Below are 16,903 nucleotides of genomic sequence, written 5' to 3'. Positions count from 1 at the left end.
CACTATTTTAATTAAATCTAAATAAACGATGAAAAAAATAATTTACACCTTAAGTGTAGTACTTACAAGCCTATCTGTTTTTGGTCAAGACAGTTACAATAATGATGATAATTTTTCAATTGAAAATGACACGGTAAAGAAAACAACTTTGAAAGAAATTATTTTAATAGGAAGTACAAAAGAGCATCCTGTGAATGTAGGTAAAGCCTCAATTAAACCAATGGATTTACCACAAGCATCAGCAGTTATTACCTCTGAAACACTAAAAACACAACAAGTAAATTCTATTACAGATATTTTAAAAAATGCCAATGGAGTTTATATCATGGGAACTACAGGTGGTTATCAAGAAGAAATTGCTTCTCGTGGTTTTTCACTTTCAAGTTCTAATACATTTAAAAATGGCATCAGATATTTTAACGGCATGCTCATTGAAACTTCTGGTTTAGAAAAGGTAGAATTTTTAAAAGGAAGTGCTGCAATGCTATTTGGAAATGTTGCGCCTGGTGGAATTTTAAATTTAGTTACCAAAAAACCTAAATATGAATTTGGTGGGGAAATTGGATTCAATTTTGGAAGTTTTAACACCGTAAAACCTACTGTGGATGTATACAATAGTTTAGGAAAAAACAAAAAAGCTGCTTTTAGAATCAATGCTTCATACGAAAATGCTGAAAGTTTTAGGAATTATGTAACCTCAGAACGTTACTATGTAAATCCTTCCTTTGAAATTAAACTTTCTGAAAACACAGAATTAGTAATTGAAACTGATTTCACAAAAGATTCAAGAACACCCGATTTTGGTGCAGGAATTATAAACTATGAAGTTGTTGAAATTCCAAGAAATAGATTTTTAGGGGTTTCTTGGGGAAAATATGACAGTCAACAATTTTCAAATACAATTACTTTAAGTCATTATTTTGATACCAATTGGAACATCAATTTTGTTAATGGAATTCGTTATTATGAAACAGAATTGTTTTCAAACACCAGACCAAATACCGGATCAGGTGGAGCTGTTCAGGCCAATGGTGATTGGAACAGAAGCATTCAAAGAAACAAAGCAAAAGATAATTACTACATGCAACAGTTGGATTTAAAGGGGGTGTTTTCTACAGGAAAAATTGATCATAATCTTTTAATTGGTGCTGATTTAGAAACTTTTAAAACATTAACAACCTCTTTTAATAATAGTACCAATTATGATGTAATCAATATTTTTGAAAACTATATTCCATCCAATGAACCTGCAATTCCAACTTTAACAGAAAATACTTTAACAACTGCTCCAATAAATCGTTTTGGAATTTATGCACAAGATTTAATCAGTTTTACAGAAAAAATTAAAGTCTTAGCCGGAATTCGATACAGTTATCAAGACACTAGAAGTAATGTTTTACAATATTCAAGCAGTGCAATTACTACAACAAAAAATTATGATGGTGCTTTTTCTCCTAGAGTAGGTTTAATTTATCAACCCTCAAAAAATCAATCGATATTTGCTACCTATTCTAATTCATTTAATATTAATACAGGTCAAGACGAAGCTGGAAAAGCATTGAAACCATCAATTGTAGACCAATATGAAATTGGAATTAAAAACAAGTTATTTGACGATAAATTATTTTTAAACGTAACAGCTTATCAAATTTCAAATGATAAATTTTATCAACAATCGTTAGCCAACGGAAATTCATATTCATACATAAGAGTTTTAACAGGTGAAGTTAGAAGTCAAGGTATAGAAATTGATGTAACATCTAAACCAATAAAAGGACTAAACATTATGGCTGGATATAGTTTTAATGAAACTAAATTTTTAGATGAAGGGTATTATATTGCTGGAAGTTTACTAAGATATAATCCAAAAAATACAGCGAATTTAAGTGCGAATTATCAGCTAGAATCTGGAAAATTAAAAGGAGTCAATTTAGGATTAATTTCAACTTATTTTGGAGAAAGATATGCAGGGCGTTCAACAAGAACTCAGGTAGAAAATGACAACCGTCAATTAATTTATCTTGAAGATTTTATTCAAGTAGATGCCATTTTAGGGTACACTTACAATAACTTTAGAATTAGTACTAAATTGAGTAATATTTTTAATGAATTAAATTATAATGTTCATGATGATAATAGTGTAAATCCTATTGCACCAAGAAATTATTCAGTAGCTTTGAATTATAAATTTTAGTACAAAAAAATCGCTCTTAATGACTCATTTGCTGCAAACAATTGACAAATCAAAAATCTCTTGTTAAAAAAAATAATTGTGAGAGAAACATCAATAAAAAAGCGATACCCAATAACCCAAAATAAAATTTACACTTATGAAAAAAATAAACACCAGAGAATTACATAGAGATTTAGGATATTTTTATTTAGGATTAATCATCACATTTGCCTTTTCAGGAATACTAATGAATCATAGAGATAGCTTTCATGCAGAAAAATATACTATTGAAACCAAAGCTGTTGAAGTGAAAATAGCCCAAGATAAAGAAATTTCAGAAGATCAAGCAAAAGCTATTGGGGAACAATTAGGCATAAAAGATAAATTCAGAAGACATCGTGTTAGAAAAAACGAATTGAGTATATCTTATGAAAAAAATGATGTAGAGATTGATTTAAAAACTGGAAAAGGTGAAGTAACTTCATTTATAAAAACACCAATAATTAGTCAGATGATGAAATTACATAAAAACACTTCCAATTGGTGGATTTATTTCTCAGATATTTTTGGGATTTCTCTGATTTTTATAGCCATTACAGGTGCTATGATGATAAAACATGGCAAAAATACCTTCATGAGAAAAGGATGGAAATTAGCTCTTGCTGGACTTTTATTTCCTATTATATTTCTTGTCTTTTTAAGTTAAAACAGAAAACCTCGTTCTTTATGAACGAGGTTATTTATAAATAATATATTTTTTTATTTTTTAGCAGGAATATTTTCCAAAACTTCTAAAACAAATTTCCAATATTTTTGAGCGGAAGAAATACTAGCTCTTTCATCAGGACTGTGAGCTCCTTTGATGGTTGGTCCAAAAGAAATCATGTCCATATGAGGATAATTGGTTCCTAAAATTCCACATTCTAATCCAGCGTGACATGCAACAACATCTGCTTTCTTACCGTTTTGTTTCTCATAAATTGAACTCAAAACATCTAATATTTCAGAATTTGCATTCGGTGTCCAACCCGGATAACTTCCGGAAAATTCCACTTCACAACCCATTAATTCAAAGGCCGAACGTAAAGCATTTGCTAAATCAAACTTAGCCGTCTCCACAGAAGAACGTGTTAAACATTGCACGCTTAATTTTCCATCACCAACAATTACTTTGGCAATATTATTAGATGTTTCCACTAAATCAGCAAAATCAGCACTCATTCTGTATACTCCATTATGAGCAGTATATAACGCACGAACTAAGAAATATTGAGCCATTGGAGGCATCACTTTTGTTGGTGTTGTTTCCGATTTTTCTATAACAACTTCCAAATTGGGTTCAGTTGTTTTTAATTCAGTTTTAATTTCATTAATAATTCCTTGCATATCAAATACAAAAGCTTCATCATAAACACCTGCAATGATAACTTCTGCAACACTTTCACGCGGAATAGCATTACGTAAACTTCCGCCTTTTATTGAAGCAATTTGCAACCCAAAATCATCAAAACCATCAAATAAAAGACGGTTCATAATCTTATTTGCATTTCCTAGTCCTTTGTGAATATCCATTCCAGAATGTCCTCCATTTATTCCTTTAACTGTTATGGTATAACCCACAGCATTTTCTGGAGTTTCTTCTTCGTCATATTCAGCAGTAGCGGTTACATCTACTCCACCAGCACAACCTATGTCAATTTCGTCATCTTCTTCAGTGTCTAAATTCAAAAGAATTTCTCCTTCTAATATGCCACCTTGTAAACCCATTGCACCAGTCATTCCCGTTTCTTCATCAATAGTAAACAAAGCCTCAATTGCTGGATGTTTGATTGTTGTACTTTCTAGAATTGTCATAATTGTAGCAACTCCTAATCCATTATCTGCTCCAAGAGTTGTTCCTTTAGCACGAACCCAATCTCCATCCACATACATTTCAATTCCTTGTGTGTCGAAATCAAAAACCGTATCATTATTTTTTTGATGCACCATATCCAAATGCGATTGCATTACAATGGTTTTTCTATTTTCCATTCCTGCAGAAGCTGGTTTTTTGATGATCACATTTCCAACTTCATCTTTTATAGTTTCGAAGCCTAATTTTTTTCCAAAATCCATCATAAAAGCAATGACTCTTTCTTCTTTTTTTGAAGGTCTAGGCACTGCATTTAGGTCTGCAAATTTGTTCCAAAGTTCTTTAGGTTCAAGGTTTCTTACTTCTTGGCTCATTATTTTTGTTTTTGTAAGTTTGAAAGTGCAAAGTTACAAAGTTTAATTTCCTTAGGAATTGAATTGTAGTTATATTTACATTTTAAATTAAAGCAGTGCAAAAAAAACATCTTTTACCCATATTATTATTTGTCCAAATTATTATTGTTAAGACTTTGGCCTTCTTTCCTGAAACTGTTGAGAACTATTACAGTAATGGCTTTTATCCAATTGTTTCTAAAGGGTTAAGAAGTTTTTTTGGCGGATTTTCTTTTTCGTTTGGTGATGTTATTTATGGTATATTAATTATCTCATTAATGAAATGGATTATTAAAAACAGAAAAGATTTTTTTAAAAACTACAAAGCTAACTGTTTAAAATTTTTAGGAAAATTATCCGTTTTCTATTTCTTTTTTCATTTTTTATGGGGAATGAATTATTACCGAATTCCCTTAAACGAAAAATTATACATTGAAAAAGAATATTCTGAACAAGAATTAGAGGATTTTACAGAAAAAATGATTCAAAAAACCAATCAAATACACCTAAAAATCACTTCAAATGATTCTGTAAAAGTAATCAATCCCTACACTGATAAAGAAATATTTGACTTAGCCCAAAACGGCTATCACAACTTACCAAATAATTTAAAACAGTTTGATTTTCAAAACAAAAGCATCAAATCATCTTTGTTTAGTTTGCCTTTGAGTTATATGGGTTTTGGTGGTTATTTAAATCCTTTTACCAATGAAGCACAAGTCAATTATATGAAACCAAAATACATTACTCCTTTTACTACATGCCATGAAATGGCTCATCAAACAGGAATAGGTTCTGAAAGTGAGTGCAATTTTATTGGTTTTATAGCTGCGGTAAATAATTCAGATGATTATTTTAAATATGCGGCTTATAGTGCTGCTACACGCTATTGTTTAAGCAATTTAGAAGAATATGGAGAAGGCAAATCAAAACCTTATTTAGAAAAAATTAATTCTGGAGTACTGAAAAACTTCAAAGAGAGTAAAGATTTTTGGGAAACATACCAAACTCCAATCAATACTTTTTTTGAATATTTTTATGATAATTTCCTAAAAGCAAACCAACAAAAAGATGGTTTAGAAAGTTATAGTAAGTTTATTGGATTGCTGATTGGTTATGAGAAAATAACTACAGATTAATTAATATTTTAAAATTACAAAGGCAATTTTTCTTTCATTTTCTCTACAATATTGTACGCTGCTGGACAAATTGGAATGTTTTTCAGTGTTAAATCTGTAATTTGATTGAACTTTTTTCTATCTGTATGAGGAAATTCGCGACAAGCTTTTGGGCGAACATCATAAATAAAGCAAGTATTATCAGCATCTAAAAAATTACAAGGAACACTTTGTAAAACATAATCATTGTCCTCATCAATGCGTAAATAGTTGGCTATAAATTGTTGTGGCTTTTGCTTTAAATACTTGGAAATTCTTTCAATATCAGCACTTGTAAACAATGGACCAGTAGTTTTACAGCAATTGGCACAATCCAAACAATTGGTTTTCTTAAATTCGGCATCATGTAAATCTTGCATTACATAATCTAAATTTTTAGGTGTTTTCTTTTTTAGCTTATCAAAATACTTTTTTGTTTCGTTATGAGTATCTTTGGCAAGTTTTGGAAGTTCATTTAGATTTGGTTTTAACATGATTAATTTGTTTCAATTTTTTGTTTCAAGTAATAAACAAATTTAAACTTTTAAACCTATAAACTTCTAAACAAATAAAACTATTTTATATGAAAGACCTTTTTGGAAAAGCCATTTTAGATTACCAAACTAATAATTATCCTCAAGATTTAATTACAGAAACTTCTATTTCTGAAGCAGATGAAATGGCAGTTTCATACCTTTTTAGAAATTTTGAAGAAATGCCAAAATTGGAACAAAAAGCACTTCAACTCTCAAAAGGAAAAATTTTAGATGTAGGCTGCGGTGCTGGAAGTCACTCTTTATATCTTCAAGAAAAAGGTTTTGATGTAACGGCAATTGACATTTCCGAAAACGCTATCAAAGCATGTAAATTAAGAGGATTAAAAAAAGTAAAAGTGAAAGATTTAGCTTCAATAACTAATGAAAAATTCGATACTATTTTACTTTTAATGAACGGAACAGGAATTTTTGGTACTTTGGAAAAATGTGGTTCTTATCTTTCAAAATTAAAATCACTTTTGAATGAAAATGGACAAATCTTAATAGACAGTTCCGATATTATTTACATGTTTGATGAAGATGAAGATGGTGGAAAATGGATTCCAAGTGATGGATATTATGGCGAATTAACGTTTACGATTCAATACAAAGGAGAAACTGAAGAAACTTTTCCTTGGTTGTATTTGGACTATAATACGTTACAAAATGCTTGTTTTGCAAATGATTTACAATGTGAATTAATTTTGGAAGGAGAACATTTTGATTATTTGGCTAAAATAACACTATAAAATTTAAGGAATATTCAAATATTTGTGGGTTTGCAAAGACACTCTCCATTTTGGATTATTCATAACATAATCAACAATTTGAGGAGTCATTTCTTCTTTTTTACTCCATTCAGGTTGTAAAAATAATATGGCATTTGGGTTAACTTTGGCCGCTTGTTCTTCTGCAAAAATAAAATCGTGTTTGTTATAAATAATCACCTTTAATTCGTTCGCAATAGCATAAGCATCAGCAACTGGCAATTTATTTTTCTTTGGAGAAAGACAAAACCAATCCCAATTTCCAGTCACTTCATAAGCTCCTGAAGTTTCTATATGAACGTTTAAATTTTGTTTTTTTAGTCTTGAGGTTAAGATTGACATATCCCACATTAAAGGTTCTCCACCAGTAACCACAACAGTTTCTGCGTATTTTTTTGCATTTTCAACAATAACATCTGTTGCTGTTGGAGGATGTAATGCAGCATTCCAACTTTCTTTTACATCACACCAATGACACCCAACATCACAACCACCAATTCTTATAAAATAAGCTGCAGTTCCTGTATGAAATCCTTCTCCTTGAATGGTATAAAACTCTTCCATTAACGGAAGCATTTCCCCTTTATTTACTGCAATTTGAGTTTCTTTATCTAACATTTTACTTAAAAATAGTCAGCAAAGATAAGGATTAGTGATTAGTAAATAGTAATTAGTGACTAGTAATTAGTAGTTTTTTTACTATTTTTGGAATAATATTAGTCTAGCAAATTATCAAAAAAACAAATGAAAAAATATTTCATACAAAAAGAACCTTTTGTGGTTCCAACGACTGACGGAAAATTGATTGAGGAACATCATGGCATTCCAACAACTGGAAATAAAGACATTTCAATTGCTCACATGGTTGCACCACCAAAATGGAGCGAACCTTTTCAAACCCCTGAATTTGAAGAATATACTTATATCATTTCAGGCAAAAAACAATTCATTATTGAAGATGAAATAATCATTTTAGAAGCAGGACAATCTATAAAAATTGAAGCCAACACTAGAGTTCAATATTCCAATCCTTTTGGTGAATCTTGCGAATATATTGCTATTTGTACACCCGCTTTTGATTTTAATAGAGTACATCGAGAAGAAGAATAAATCTATTTTTCTTGTAAAAGTGCTAAAATTCGTTTTTCAACCAATTCAGAATTCCAAATTTCATCGATACCATTTATAGATAGAACATCTTCCATAATCTCATTTTGTCTGTCACCAACAGCTAAAGCCTCAGCATAAGGTTGGTGACTAAAAGTGACTCTACTGTACAAAGGAATCCATTTTTCTGGATGTTTTTCTGAAAACCATTTTTCGATTTTCTTTTGTAATAAAAATTTAGGATCAGCAGTTTTTGTACTCATTTCCATGAAATTTCTATAAGATAATTCGGCAATTGCATCAGCATTAGGCTTTCGTGAATTTTCATATTCATTGAAAATCGTTTGCCAATCATCACCGTATTTTTCCATAAATTCACTTAAAATAGTAATGTCTTCAAAACCTGCATTCATTCCATGACCATAAAAAGGAACAATAGCATGACAGGCGTCGCCAATCAAAGCAACCGTATCATTATGCGTCCATGGAAAACACTTCATTGTTACCAAATAACTTTTAGGATTTTTAAAAAAATCTTTTACCAAATCAGGAATAACTTCTGTTGTAGAAGGAAAATATTTTGCAAAAAAATCAACCAAAGTTTTTTCGTCATTTAATTCCTCAAAGGAATTTTCTCCTTTAAAAGGCATAAACAAAGTACACGTAAAACTTCCATCTAAATTAGGTAAAGCTATTAACATGAAGTTTCCTCTTGGCCAAATGTGTAAAGAGTTTTTATCTAATTTATGGGTTCCATCAACGTTTGCAGGAATATTTAATTCTTTGTAACCAATTTCTAAAAATTCTTGCGAATAATTAAACATACTTTGACGTTGCATTCTGTGTCTCACTCTCGAAAAAGCGCCATCAGAACCAAAAATCATATCGTATTTATATTCGGTCCACTCGCCTCTTTCATCTTCACCAATATGCAAAATAGCATCTGAAAGTGATACATCCCAAACTTTATGCTCAAAAAAGAATTCTACTCCATTTTCTTCAGCTAGATCAATCATTTTTCGGTTCAAAATACCTCTCGATAACGAATATATTGCTTCACCATCTTTACCATATTTTTGAAAATTTAGCGATTGATCCATATTGTGAATAGCACGCTTATCCATGGGAATTCCGATTTTCTTAACCTCATCAGCTATTCCAATATTTTCTAAAGCTCTCCAGCCACGATTTGACATTGCTAGATTGATACTTCTTCCCGAAAATTGAATTTTTCTAATATCTGGACTTCTGTCGTAAACATGAACATTATGACCTGCTTTTTTTAGATATATAGCTAATAATGAACCCACTAAACCTGCTCCTACAACAGCAATTTTCTTAGAACTTTGCATAATTATTCTTTTCTAACTACAAAAATAACGATTATTAATAGTTTTAAAGCAACTTTTTAATTCAAATAATATATTTTTTTGTTTAACATTTAGTCAAAAATATTAAACATTTTGATTATATTTGAATTCAATTTAAAAATATGATTCAATTTACTAAAAATACCATTCAAGACTTACCAAAAATCAATCGTTTAAATCTTATAAATAGTTGTACTGGCTACAAATCAGCCAATCTTATTGGGACAAAATCTAAAGATGGGAAAACAAATGTTGCTATATTTAGTAGCATAACTCATTTAGGAAGTGATCCTGCTTTATTGGGATTTATTTTACGTCCAGCAACTGTACCAAGAAACTCTTATTCCAACTTGAAAGAAACGGGTTGTTTTACGGTAAATCATGTAACGGAAGAAATTATTACTCAAGCGCATCAAACTTCAGCTGCTTATGATTATGGTGTTTCAGAATTTGACATTACAGGTTTAAATGAAGTTTATTATGACGGAATTTACGAACCTTTTGTCGCAAATAGTCCTGTACAAATTCTTTGCAAATATGTGTCTGAATATGTAATAAAAGAAAATAATTGCATCCATATTTTAGCATCAATAGAAAAAATATTTTGCAATGAAGATTTAATCACTAAAGACAATTGGTTGCAATTAGAAAAAGGAAATGTTGTTACTATAAATGGATTAGATGGCTACTGCTTACCCAAATTATTGGACCGTTTTGAATACGCAAGACCTAATACTAAAACAAAATCAATGTTAAAAAATGGCGCACAAAAAAGTTAATTTACCTGAAAAAAATTGTGCGGTTTGCCAATTACCTTTTTCATGGCGAAAAAAATGGGAAAAAAATTGGGACGAAGTAAAATACTGTAGTGATAAATGTAGATTAAATAGAAATTCCAATAATAAAATTCCAAATTCCAATTAAAATGAACAATCTAGTTTGGTTTAGAAATGATTTACGTGTTCAAGATAATAATTCTCTTTTTGAAGCATCTAAAAATAAAGAAAACACAATTGGTGTGTATTGTTTAGATCCAAGACAGTTTGAAACAAACAAACACGGATTTAAAAAAACAGAAAAATTTAGAGCCAAATTTTTATTAGAAACCTTGCGGGATTTAAAAAACAATCTGGCTGACTTAAACATTCCACTATATATTTTCCACGACATTCCTGAGAAGGTTGTACCCGAATTAATAAACAAACATGCTATAACAAATCTTTTCTTGCAAAAAGAATGGACACCAGATGAAGTTTTAATAAATAACAAGGTAAAAGAAAACATAAATCGCACTGAAGTTAAATGGATAGAAACCTACGATCAATTTTTGTTTCATCCTAACGATATTCCGTATGTAAGCTTTGATAAAATTCCAGAAGTTTTTACCGAATTTAGAAAAAAATGTGAAAAAGAAAGTAAAATTCGACCTTGTGTTTCAATAACTGCAATGCCGAAAGAAAATTTCTTTGTAACTTCTAACATAATACCTAGTTTGGAAGATTTAGGATTAGAAAATTTCAAATTGCATAAAAATGCTGCTTTTCCTTTTCGAGGTGGCGAAACTAATGCCTTAAAAAGAATAGAACATTATTTTTTTGAAACCGAAAATTTATCTGTTTACAAAAAAACAAGAAACGGATTAATAGGAGAAAGTTACAGTTCTAAACTTTCGGCTTGGTTGGCAAATGGAAGTATTTCGGCTCGAACAATTTACTGGGAAGTACAAAATTACGAAAGAGAAATTTGTAAAAATGAAGATACCTATTGGTTAATTTTTGAACTAATTTGGCGTGATTATTTTAAATATATTTCCTTAAAACATGGTGATAAAATTTTTAAATTAAACGGAATTTTAAATAAAGAATACGAATGGAAACTTAATGATAAGGCTTTCAGACAATGGACCAATGGCAACACTCGTGAACCTTTTGTAAATGCCAATATGATCGAATTACAAAAAACGGGTTTTATGAGCAATCGCGGTAGACAAAATGTAGCGAGTTATTGGGCTAAAGAATGGGAACAAGATTGGAGAATTGCTGCAAAATATTTTGAAAGCATGCTGATTGACTATGACGTTCATTCAAATTATGGAAACTGGATGTATAATGCTGGTGTTGGAAACGATCCAAGAGACAGAAAATTCAATATCAAACGACAAGCTGAAATGTATGATGCCAAAGGTGAATATCAAGATTTGTGGAATAAAAAATAAAACCTGAAATAAGTTCAGGTTGACATAAAGTAGATGAAAACATTAAGATTACTATTAGGAGATCAATTAAATAGTCATCATTCTTGGTTTAAAGAGGTTGATACTAACATCATTTATTTGATGGCAGAAATGCGTCAAGAAACCGATTATGTGAAACATCATATTCAGAAAGTAGTTGCATTTTTTCTTTCGATGCGAAATTTTGCTGAAGAATTACAATCAAAAGGACATGATGTGATTTATTTTACAATTTCTGATGAAACTAATTTACATGATTTAGGTAAAATCATTTCAAAATGTATTGAGAAACATCAAATTACAAATTTTGAATATCAATTGCCTGATGAATATCGATTGGATGAACAATTGAAACAAATAGGCTCTAATTTAAAAATTGAAACTAAAGTTTTTGATACGGAACACTTTTATACTTCTAGAACAGAACTTACCGAATTTTTTGAAGGCAAGAAATTATTGTTGATGGAAAACTTCTATCGAATGATGCGTAAAAAACATGAGATTTTGATGCAAGGTTCACAACCTGAAGGCAATCAATGGAATTACGACAAAGACAATCGCTTGAAATACAAAGGGCAAGTTCCTGTTCCAAATGCCATTGTTTTTAAAAAAAATGTCGAAGAACTTTTAGCTGAAATTGAAAAAGCAAACGTCAAAACTTTTGGAAACATTGATGCTTCAAAATTTAATTGGCCTACATCAAGAAAAGAATGTTTTGAGCAATTGGATTTTTTCTGTAAGAATTTATTACAACATTTTGGAGATTATGAAGATGCTTCTCACACTGATGAAAAATTTTTATTTCATTCGCGTTTGTCGTTTGCTATGAATAGCAAAATGCTTTCTCCAAAAGAAGTTAATGATAAAGTAGTAAATTATTATTATGTGAATAAAGACGATATTACTATTTCACAAGTAGAAGGATTTGTGCGTCAGATTTTAGGTTGGCGTGAATATGTTCGTGGCATTTATTGGAAGGAAATGCCGAAATATTCCAAAATGAATGCTTTAGAAAATCACAACAAACTACCTGATTTTTATTGGACAGGAAAAACCAAAATGAATTGCATGCAAAAAGCCATTTCACAAAGTTTGGATGAAGCTTACGCACACCATATTCAACGTTTAATGATTATTGGTAATTTTTCTTTACTAACTCAAATGCATCCTGATGAAGTTGATGCTTGGTATTTAGGGGTTTATATTGATGCTATTGAATGGGTGGAATTACCCAACACTCGTGGCATGAGTCAATATGCTGATGGAGGAATTTTGGCCACAAAACCTTATGTTTCTTCAGGAAATTACATTCAAAAAATGAGCAATTATTGCGACAAATGTCATTATAAAGTAAAAGATAAGTTTGGTGAAAAAGCATGTCCGTTCAATACTTTATATTGGAACTTTTTAGACGATAAAAAACAGTATTTTGCCAACAATCAAAGAATGGGAATGATGTTGAATTTGTTAAATAAAATGAATCCAGAAGAATTAGCCAAAATAAAAGAAAAGGCTAAGCATATTATTGAAAATTTAGAGCAGTATTAATTACTTTCTCTTTTTACTGGAATTTCAACTTTAATATGACCCCAATTTTCACCTCTTTTGATTCTGTTGAGTTGCTTTTCAGAAATACCAAATTCTTTGGCGATTAAACGCAATCTGGTTTTTCTATTTGGATCCAAAATTTTTTTTTTCAAACGAATTACATCAGTTGAAGTTAACTTAGCACCATCTCGTTTAATATTATATTCTTGTAATCTTTTGAATGCAGCTTTCACAGCAGGACTTTTTGAGCCATGAGTTCTCATTTCATCATAAGTTGCCCATTTCAAATTACTGATATGATTATTTACTTTATCATAATCTAAATGCAAAACATATTCTTGCAGATCATTATCTTTTGGGATAAACAATTCGGCTACCATTTTATGAATACTATGCTGATAATTTGTGATCTTTTTATTATTAAATCGTTTGTATCTTAAAAAAAGAAATCCTTCGGTTAGAGAACCTTTTAGAATTCTTCCCGCAGTGATATCATCAGTAAAACTTTTTAATCTTCCATGATTAGAAACCGCATATCTAACTTTTCCTTTAACTTCGATTTCATATTCCTTCCATTCTTCTTTTACTCGAACTAAATTTGACATTTCTTTTATTTTTGAAAAATTATTTTTTCACCTACATTCATTTTTTGTGATTTGGCTAAAACACCACACATGTGAAACAACATTCTAGCTCCAACATTTCCATCCCAATCATCATCTCCAGGAGCTACTTCCACTAAGTCAAAACCTATGATTTCTTTATTGGATTCGGCCAAACGACTTAATAAATATGTTGCTTGTTCATATGACATTCCACCTGGAACTGGAGTTCCTGTATTGGGTGCATATAAGCGACTCATTCCATCAATATCAAAAGAAATACATACTTTTTGCGGCAACGAATAAATTAAATGATCGCATAAATGTTGCCAAGTATTTCCTTCAAAAAGTTGCTTTTTTATATCCGTATCCGTGTGCACTAAAACTCTTCCTTGCTGATTTTTTACAACTTCAGCTTCTTGTTCACAAAAATCACGAATTCCCACCTGAACTATTTTAGAAATTTGAGGGATTTGCAAAGCATTATACATTATGGATGCGTGAGAATACGTAAAACCTTCATAAGCAATTCGCAAATCCATGTGAGCATCTAAATGTAAAATTCCAAAATTTTCGTATTTAGTTGCTAAAGCTTTATAATATCCTAAAGGAGTTGAATGATCACCTCCAAGAAGTGCCACTTTTTTTCCTTTATTTAACCAATGTAAAGTTTGTTGTTCTACAGCTTCTACCATATCCGCACAAGCATAATTGATTTTTTCTAAATCTTCATTTAAGCTTGGGTTTTCTGCAATAGTTTCACCATCTTCTAATACTTTTATAATAGGCTGCGCTAATTCTTTAAATTTTTTAGAATTAGACGATAAATCTTTCGGTTCTTCATCTAAATAAATTCCTAATTTCCATAATTCTGGGAACTCTTGGTGTAATAAATCTATTTGAAAAGATGCGTCTAAAACAGCTTCTGGACCTTCACTGGCTCCTGCTCCATAACTTACGGTTACTTCCCAAGGTACAGGAATTACAATGATTTCTGATTGTTCTGCTGAAAAAGGCAATCCAAAAACAGTTGCATCAGCTAAACCTGGTTGGCTTGGGTCGAAACTCTCAATTATTTCTTGTTTTGTCATTTTAAGATGTCGGATTTTCAGATATTAGATTTTCGGATAATATGCGTAAATCTAGAAATATCTATATTTATTGAAATTTATTATTTTGATTGATTTTGTAAATATTTCATAAAATTAATTATCATTTTTATGATTGATGAAAGTTCAATTGTCATCAATTCATAATCAGCTTCTTTTATGTAACTTAAATCTTTTGAAACTAACAATTGTGTTTCTATTTCATAACATGAGCCTAGAGAATTTTCTAGAAAAATTAAAAAATGTTTATCAGATGATTTTGCTGAACCTTCTGCAATATTAGAGGGTACTGAAATGACTGCTCTAGTCAATTGACTTATTAATCCAAATCTTTCAGAATCTGGAAATGTTGCTGTAATCTTATAAATCTTTGGGCAAAATTTGACACTTGCTTTCCAAATTTCTAATTCTTTATAATTGTGCATCTTTTTTCAATATACGTTGTCCGAAAATCTAATATCTGAAAATCCGAAAATCTATTCTAAAATTCCTTGCTTCAAAATTTGCCCAAATTCATACATGTCTTCAAATGAGGTGTATAATGGCACAGGTGCTAATCGTATAACATTTGGTTCTCTCCAATCTGTGATAACACCGTTTTTCATTAAGTAATCGAATAAACTTCTTCCTTCACCATGCAAAAACACAGATAATTGACAAGCTCTTTCTTCTTGATTAGAAGGAGTAATAATTTCGAATGTGCTATCCACTTCTTTATCAATTTCGTGAAGAATATATTCTAAATATGCTGTTATTAAATTCCGTTTTTGAATTAATTTATGCATTCCAACTTCGGCAAACATATCTACTGAAGCTAAATAAGGTGCTAAAGATAGAATGGGTAAGTTACTGATTTGCCAGCCGTCTGCACTTCGAGCAGGATCAAAATTAGGTTCCATTAAAAAACGACGCTCTTTGTTATGTCCCCACCAACCTGCAAATCTTGGTAAATCTAAATCGTTATGATGCGCTTCGTGAACAAAATAACCTGAAGCATTTCCTGGTCCTGAATTCATGTATTTGTAGCTACACCAAGCAGCAAAATCTACGTTCCATTCATTCAATTTTAGTTCTATATTTCCAGCAGCGTGTGCTAAATCCCAACCTACATAAGCTCCGTATTTGTGGCTTGCTTCTGTGATGGTTTTCATGTCAAATACTTGGCCTGTGTAATAGTTTACTCCACCGATCAATACTAAAGCTAACTCATCACCAACTTCATCAATTTTAGCTAAAACATCTTCTAATCGAATGTTGTGTTCGCCTTCTCTTCTTTTGATTTCAACGATGGTATCTTCTGGTTTTAAACCATGAAAATGTACTTGACTTTGAAACATGTATTGATCAGATGGAAAAGCTTTTTCTTCGCAAATGATTTTATATTTTTTTGGAGTTGGCTTGTAAAAAGATACTAAAAGTAAGTGAAGATTTACAGTTAAGGTATTCATTACTCCGACTTCTGTGGGTTTAGCTCCAACAATTTCTGACAATGGTTGACAAAAACGTTCGTGATAATCCCACCAAGGCTTATCTGCATAAAAGTGACCTTCTACAGCTAAATTTGCCCAATCATCCATTACTTCGTCTACATATTTTTTTGTTCTTTTAGGTTGTAAACCTAAAGAATTTCCTGTAAAATAAATTACTTGTTTTCCATTTACTTTTGGAAAAATAAATTCATCTCTGTAATGTTTTAATTGGTCTTGTGCATCTAGTTGTTGTGCAAATTCTCTTGTGTTTTGAAAATCCATTATTTTTGTGTTGTTTATTTTAGACTAGTCGCGACTTGTCTGTACGGAACAAAAATAAGGAAAAGTTTAGAGCTTTAAAAGAAGTTCTTTGAAAGTTTATTTTTGTGAAAGACAATTATTATCTAGCCCTGATGCAAAAATTGTTTGAGCTCTCCTTTTTAAGGAAGCGAGTTTTTGCAGCAGGAAAATGGTTTACTAAAATGCCCGAAAGTTTAGCTCCAAAATCTTAATATGAGTTGTCCTAAAAAAGGTTGACTCGTTAATAATTCAAATATAGTTAAATCGTAACAGAATTAATTCTGTTAC

The 16,903-nt window shown here is 30.7% G+C and carries 17 protein-coding genes; 9 read left to right on the top strand and 8 right to left on the bottom strand.

Annotated features, from left to right (window positions below; all coding sequences use genetic code 11):
* Nucleotides 1-28: 28 nt before the first annotated feature.
* Complete coding sequence (locus ACTF56_RS09240; RefSeq protein WP_438966616.1) at nt 29-2,194, top strand: TonB-dependent siderophore receptor; 2,166 nt, start codon at nt 29-31, stop codon at nt 2,192-2,194.
* Between the two features lie 136 nt (nt 2,195-2,330).
* A complete protein-coding gene (locus ACTF56_RS09235; protein ID WP_438966615.1) occupies nt 2,331-2,879 on the top strand; it encodes a PepSY-associated TM helix domain-containing protein in 549 nt (182 codons plus the stop codon).
* Nucleotides 2,880-2,932: 53 nt separating this feature from the next.
* On the opposite strand, the gene ACTF56_RS09230 is transcribed toward ACTF56_RS09235, so the two are convergent.
* Nucleotides 2,933-4,399: an aminoacyl-histidine dipeptidase gene (locus ACTF56_RS09230; protein ID WP_438966614.1), complete on the bottom strand. Its 1,467-nt coding sequence runs from the start codon at nt 4,397-4,399 to the stop codon at nt 2,933-2,935.
* Between the two features lie 95 nt (nt 4,400-4,494).
* On the opposite strand from ACTF56_RS09230, the gene ACTF56_RS09225 reads away from it, so the two are divergent.
* Nucleotides 4,495-5,556 (top strand): DUF3810 domain-containing protein, encoded by a 1,062-nt coding sequence (locus tag ACTF56_RS09225; RefSeq protein ID WP_438966613.1) that lies wholly within the window; start codon nt 4,495-4,497, stop codon nt 5,554-5,556.
* 14 nt (nt 5,557-5,570) lie between these two features.
* On the opposite strand, the gene ACTF56_RS09220 is transcribed toward ACTF56_RS09225, so the two are convergent.
* Nucleotides 5,571-6,068: a YkgJ family cysteine cluster protein gene (locus ACTF56_RS09220; RefSeq protein ID WP_438966612.1), complete on the bottom strand. Its 498-nt coding sequence runs from the start codon at nt 6,066-6,068 to the stop codon at nt 5,571-5,573.
* Nucleotides 6,069-6,157: 89 nt separating this feature from the next.
* Here ACTF56_RS09220 and ACTF56_RS09215 point away from each other — a divergent pair, with 89 nt between their 5' ends.
* Nucleotides 6,158-6,859: a class I SAM-dependent methyltransferase gene (locus tag ACTF56_RS09215; RefSeq protein ID WP_438966611.1), complete on the top strand. Its 702-nt coding sequence runs from the start codon at nt 6,158-6,160 to the stop codon at nt 6,857-6,859.
* 3 nt (nt 6,860-6,862) lie between these two features.
* On the opposite strand, the gene ACTF56_RS09210 is transcribed toward ACTF56_RS09215, so the two are convergent.
* On the bottom strand, nt 6,863-7,495 hold the full coding sequence (locus ACTF56_RS09210; RefSeq protein WP_438966610.1) for a 7-carboxy-7-deazaguanine synthase QueE: 633 nt from the start codon (nt 7,493-7,495) through the stop codon (nt 6,863-6,865).
* A 126-nt stretch (nt 7,496-7,621) separates the two neighbouring features.
* On the opposite strand from ACTF56_RS09210, the gene ACTF56_RS09205 reads away from it, so the two are divergent.
* On the top strand, nt 7,622-7,987 hold the full coding sequence (locus ACTF56_RS09205; protein WP_438966609.1) for a cupin domain-containing protein: 366 nt from the start codon (nt 7,622-7,624) through the stop codon (nt 7,985-7,987).
* 2 nt (nt 7,988-7,989) lie between these two features.
* On the opposite strand, the gene ACTF56_RS09200 is transcribed toward ACTF56_RS09205, so the two are convergent.
* Nucleotides 7,990-9,336: an FAD-dependent oxidoreductase gene (locus tag ACTF56_RS09200; protein WP_438966608.1), complete on the bottom strand. Its 1,347-nt coding sequence runs from the start codon at nt 9,334-9,336 to the stop codon at nt 7,990-7,992.
* Nucleotides 9,337-9,476: 140 nt separating this feature from the next.
* Between ACTF56_RS09200 and ACTF56_RS09195 the strand changes: the two genes are divergently transcribed.
* From ACTF56_RS09195 to ACTF56_RS09180, 4 genes are read left to right on the top strand one after another with little or no spacing between them, the layout of a single operon-like run.
* The gene (locus ACTF56_RS09195; protein WP_438966607.1) at nt 9,477-10,133 is read left to right on the top strand and encodes a flavin reductase family protein; all 657 of its coding nucleotides are present in this window, start codon (nt 9,477-9,479) and stop codon (nt 10,131-10,133) included.
* Complete coding sequence (locus ACTF56_RS09190; protein ID WP_438966606.1) at nt 10,114-10,278, top strand: DUF2256 domain-containing protein; 165 nt, start codon at nt 10,114-10,116, stop codon at nt 10,276-10,278. Before ACTF56_RS09195 ends, ACTF56_RS09190 begins: the two co-directional genes overlap by 20 nt.
* 1 nt (nt 10,279) lies before the next feature.
* On the top strand, nt 10,280-11,569 hold the full coding sequence (locus ACTF56_RS09185) for a DASH family cryptochrome (protein WP_438966605.1): 1,290 nt from the start codon (nt 10,280-10,282) through the stop codon (nt 11,567-11,569).
* Nucleotides 11,570-11,602: 33 nt separating this feature from the next.
* Entirely contained in the window at nt 11,603-13,135 is a 1,533-nt protein-coding gene (locus ACTF56_RS09180; protein ID WP_438966604.1) for a cryptochrome/photolyase family protein, read from the top strand.
* Here the strand turns inward: ACTF56_RS09180 and ACTF56_RS09175 are convergent.
* From ACTF56_RS09175 to kynU, 4 genes are all read right to left on the bottom strand, one after another.
* Entirely contained in the window at nt 13,132-13,740 is a 609-nt protein-coding gene (locus tag ACTF56_RS09175; protein WP_438966603.1) for an NUMOD4 domain-containing protein, read from the bottom strand. The two genes, ACTF56_RS09180 and ACTF56_RS09175, sit on opposite strands and share 4 nt — an antisense overlap.
* A 5-nt stretch (nt 13,741-13,745) precedes the next feature.
* Nucleotides 13,746-14,828 (bottom strand): agmatinase family protein, encoded by a 1,083-nt coding sequence (locus tag ACTF56_RS09170; protein WP_438966602.1) that lies wholly within the window; start codon nt 14,826-14,828, stop codon nt 13,746-13,748.
* An 80-nt stretch (nt 14,829-14,908) separates the two neighbouring features.
* Nucleotides 14,909-15,271, bottom strand: coding sequence for a four helix bundle protein (locus ACTF56_RS09165; RefSeq protein ID WP_438966601.1), 363 nt, complete (start codon nt 15,269-15,271; stop codon nt 14,909-14,911).
* A gap of 51 nt (nt 15,272-15,322) precedes the next feature.
* Nucleotides 15,323-16,597: a kynureninase gene (gene kynU, locus ACTF56_RS09160; RefSeq protein ID WP_438966600.1), complete on the bottom strand. Its 1,275-nt coding sequence runs from the start codon at nt 16,595-16,597 to the stop codon at nt 15,323-15,325.
* Between the last annotated feature and the right edge of the window lie 306 nt (nt 16,598-16,903).

Source organism: Flavobacterium sp. (assembly GCF_965657075.1).
Lineage (GTDB): Bacteria > Bacteroidota > Bacteroidia > Flavobacteriales > Flavobacteriaceae > Flavobacterium.
This window is presented reverse-complemented; position numbering and strand designations above follow the sequence as displayed.

Excerpts from the sequence above, each read along its gene's own strand:
- ACTF56_RS09240 (WP_438966616.1), top strand. The coding sequence starts at position 29 with ATGAAAAAAATAATTTACACCTTAAGTGTAGTACTTACAAGCCTATCT.
- ACTF56_RS09215 (WP_438966611.1), top strand. The coding sequence starts at position 6,158 with ATGAAAGACCTTTTTGGAAAAGCCATTTTAGATTACCAAACTAATAAT.
- ACTF56_RS09185 (WP_438966605.1), top strand. The coding sequence starts at position 10,280 with ATGAACAATCTAGTTTGGTTTAGAAATGATTTACGTGTTCAAGATAAT.
- ACTF56_RS09175 (WP_438966603.1), bottom strand. The coding sequence starts at position 13,740 with ATGTCAAATTTAGTTCGAGTAAAAGAAGAATGGAAGGAATATGAAATC.
- ACTF56_RS09210 (WP_438966610.1), bottom strand. The coding sequence starts at position 7,495 with ATGTTAGATAAAGAAACTCAAATTGCAGTAAATAAAGGGGAAATGCTT.
- ACTF56_RS09220 (WP_438966612.1), bottom strand. The coding sequence starts at position 6,068 with ATGTTAAAACCAAATCTAAATGAACTTCCAAAACTTGCCAAAGATACT.
- ACTF56_RS09170 (WP_438966602.1), bottom strand. The coding sequence starts at position 14,828 with ATGACAAAACAAGAAATAATTGAGAGTTTCGACCCAAGCCAACCAGGT.
- ACTF56_RS09235 (WP_438966615.1), top strand. The coding sequence starts at position 2,331 with ATGAAAAAAATAAACACCAGAGAATTACATAGAGATTTAGGATATTTT.
- ACTF56_RS09195 (WP_438966607.1), top strand. The coding sequence starts at position 9,477 with ATGATTCAATTTACTAAAAATACCATTCAAGACTTACCAAAAATCAAT.
- ACTF56_RS09190 (WP_438966606.1), top strand. The coding sequence starts at position 10,114 with ATGGCGCACAAAAAAGTTAATTTACCTGAAAAAAATTGTGCGGTTTGC.
- ACTF56_RS09205 (WP_438966609.1), top strand. The coding sequence starts at position 7,622 with ATGAAAAAATATTTCATACAAAAAGAACCTTTTGTGGTTCCAACGACT.
- kynU (WP_438966600.1), bottom strand. The coding sequence starts at position 16,597 with ATGGATTTTCAAAACACAAGAGAATTTGCACAACAACTAGATGCACAA.
- ACTF56_RS09180 (WP_438966604.1), top strand. The coding sequence starts at position 11,603 with ATGAAAACATTAAGATTACTATTAGGAGATCAATTAAATAGTCATCAT.
- ACTF56_RS09200 (WP_438966608.1), bottom strand. The coding sequence starts at position 9,336 with ATGCAAAGTTCTAAGAAAATTGCTGTTGTAGGAGCAGGTTTAGTGGGT.
- ACTF56_RS09230 (WP_438966614.1), bottom strand. The coding sequence starts at position 4,399 with ATGAGCCAAGAAGTAAGAAACCTTGAACCTAAAGAACTTTGGAACAAA.
- ACTF56_RS09165 (WP_438966601.1), bottom strand. The coding sequence starts at position 15,271 with ATGCACAATTATAAAGAATTAGAAATTTGGAAAGCAAGTGTCAAATTT.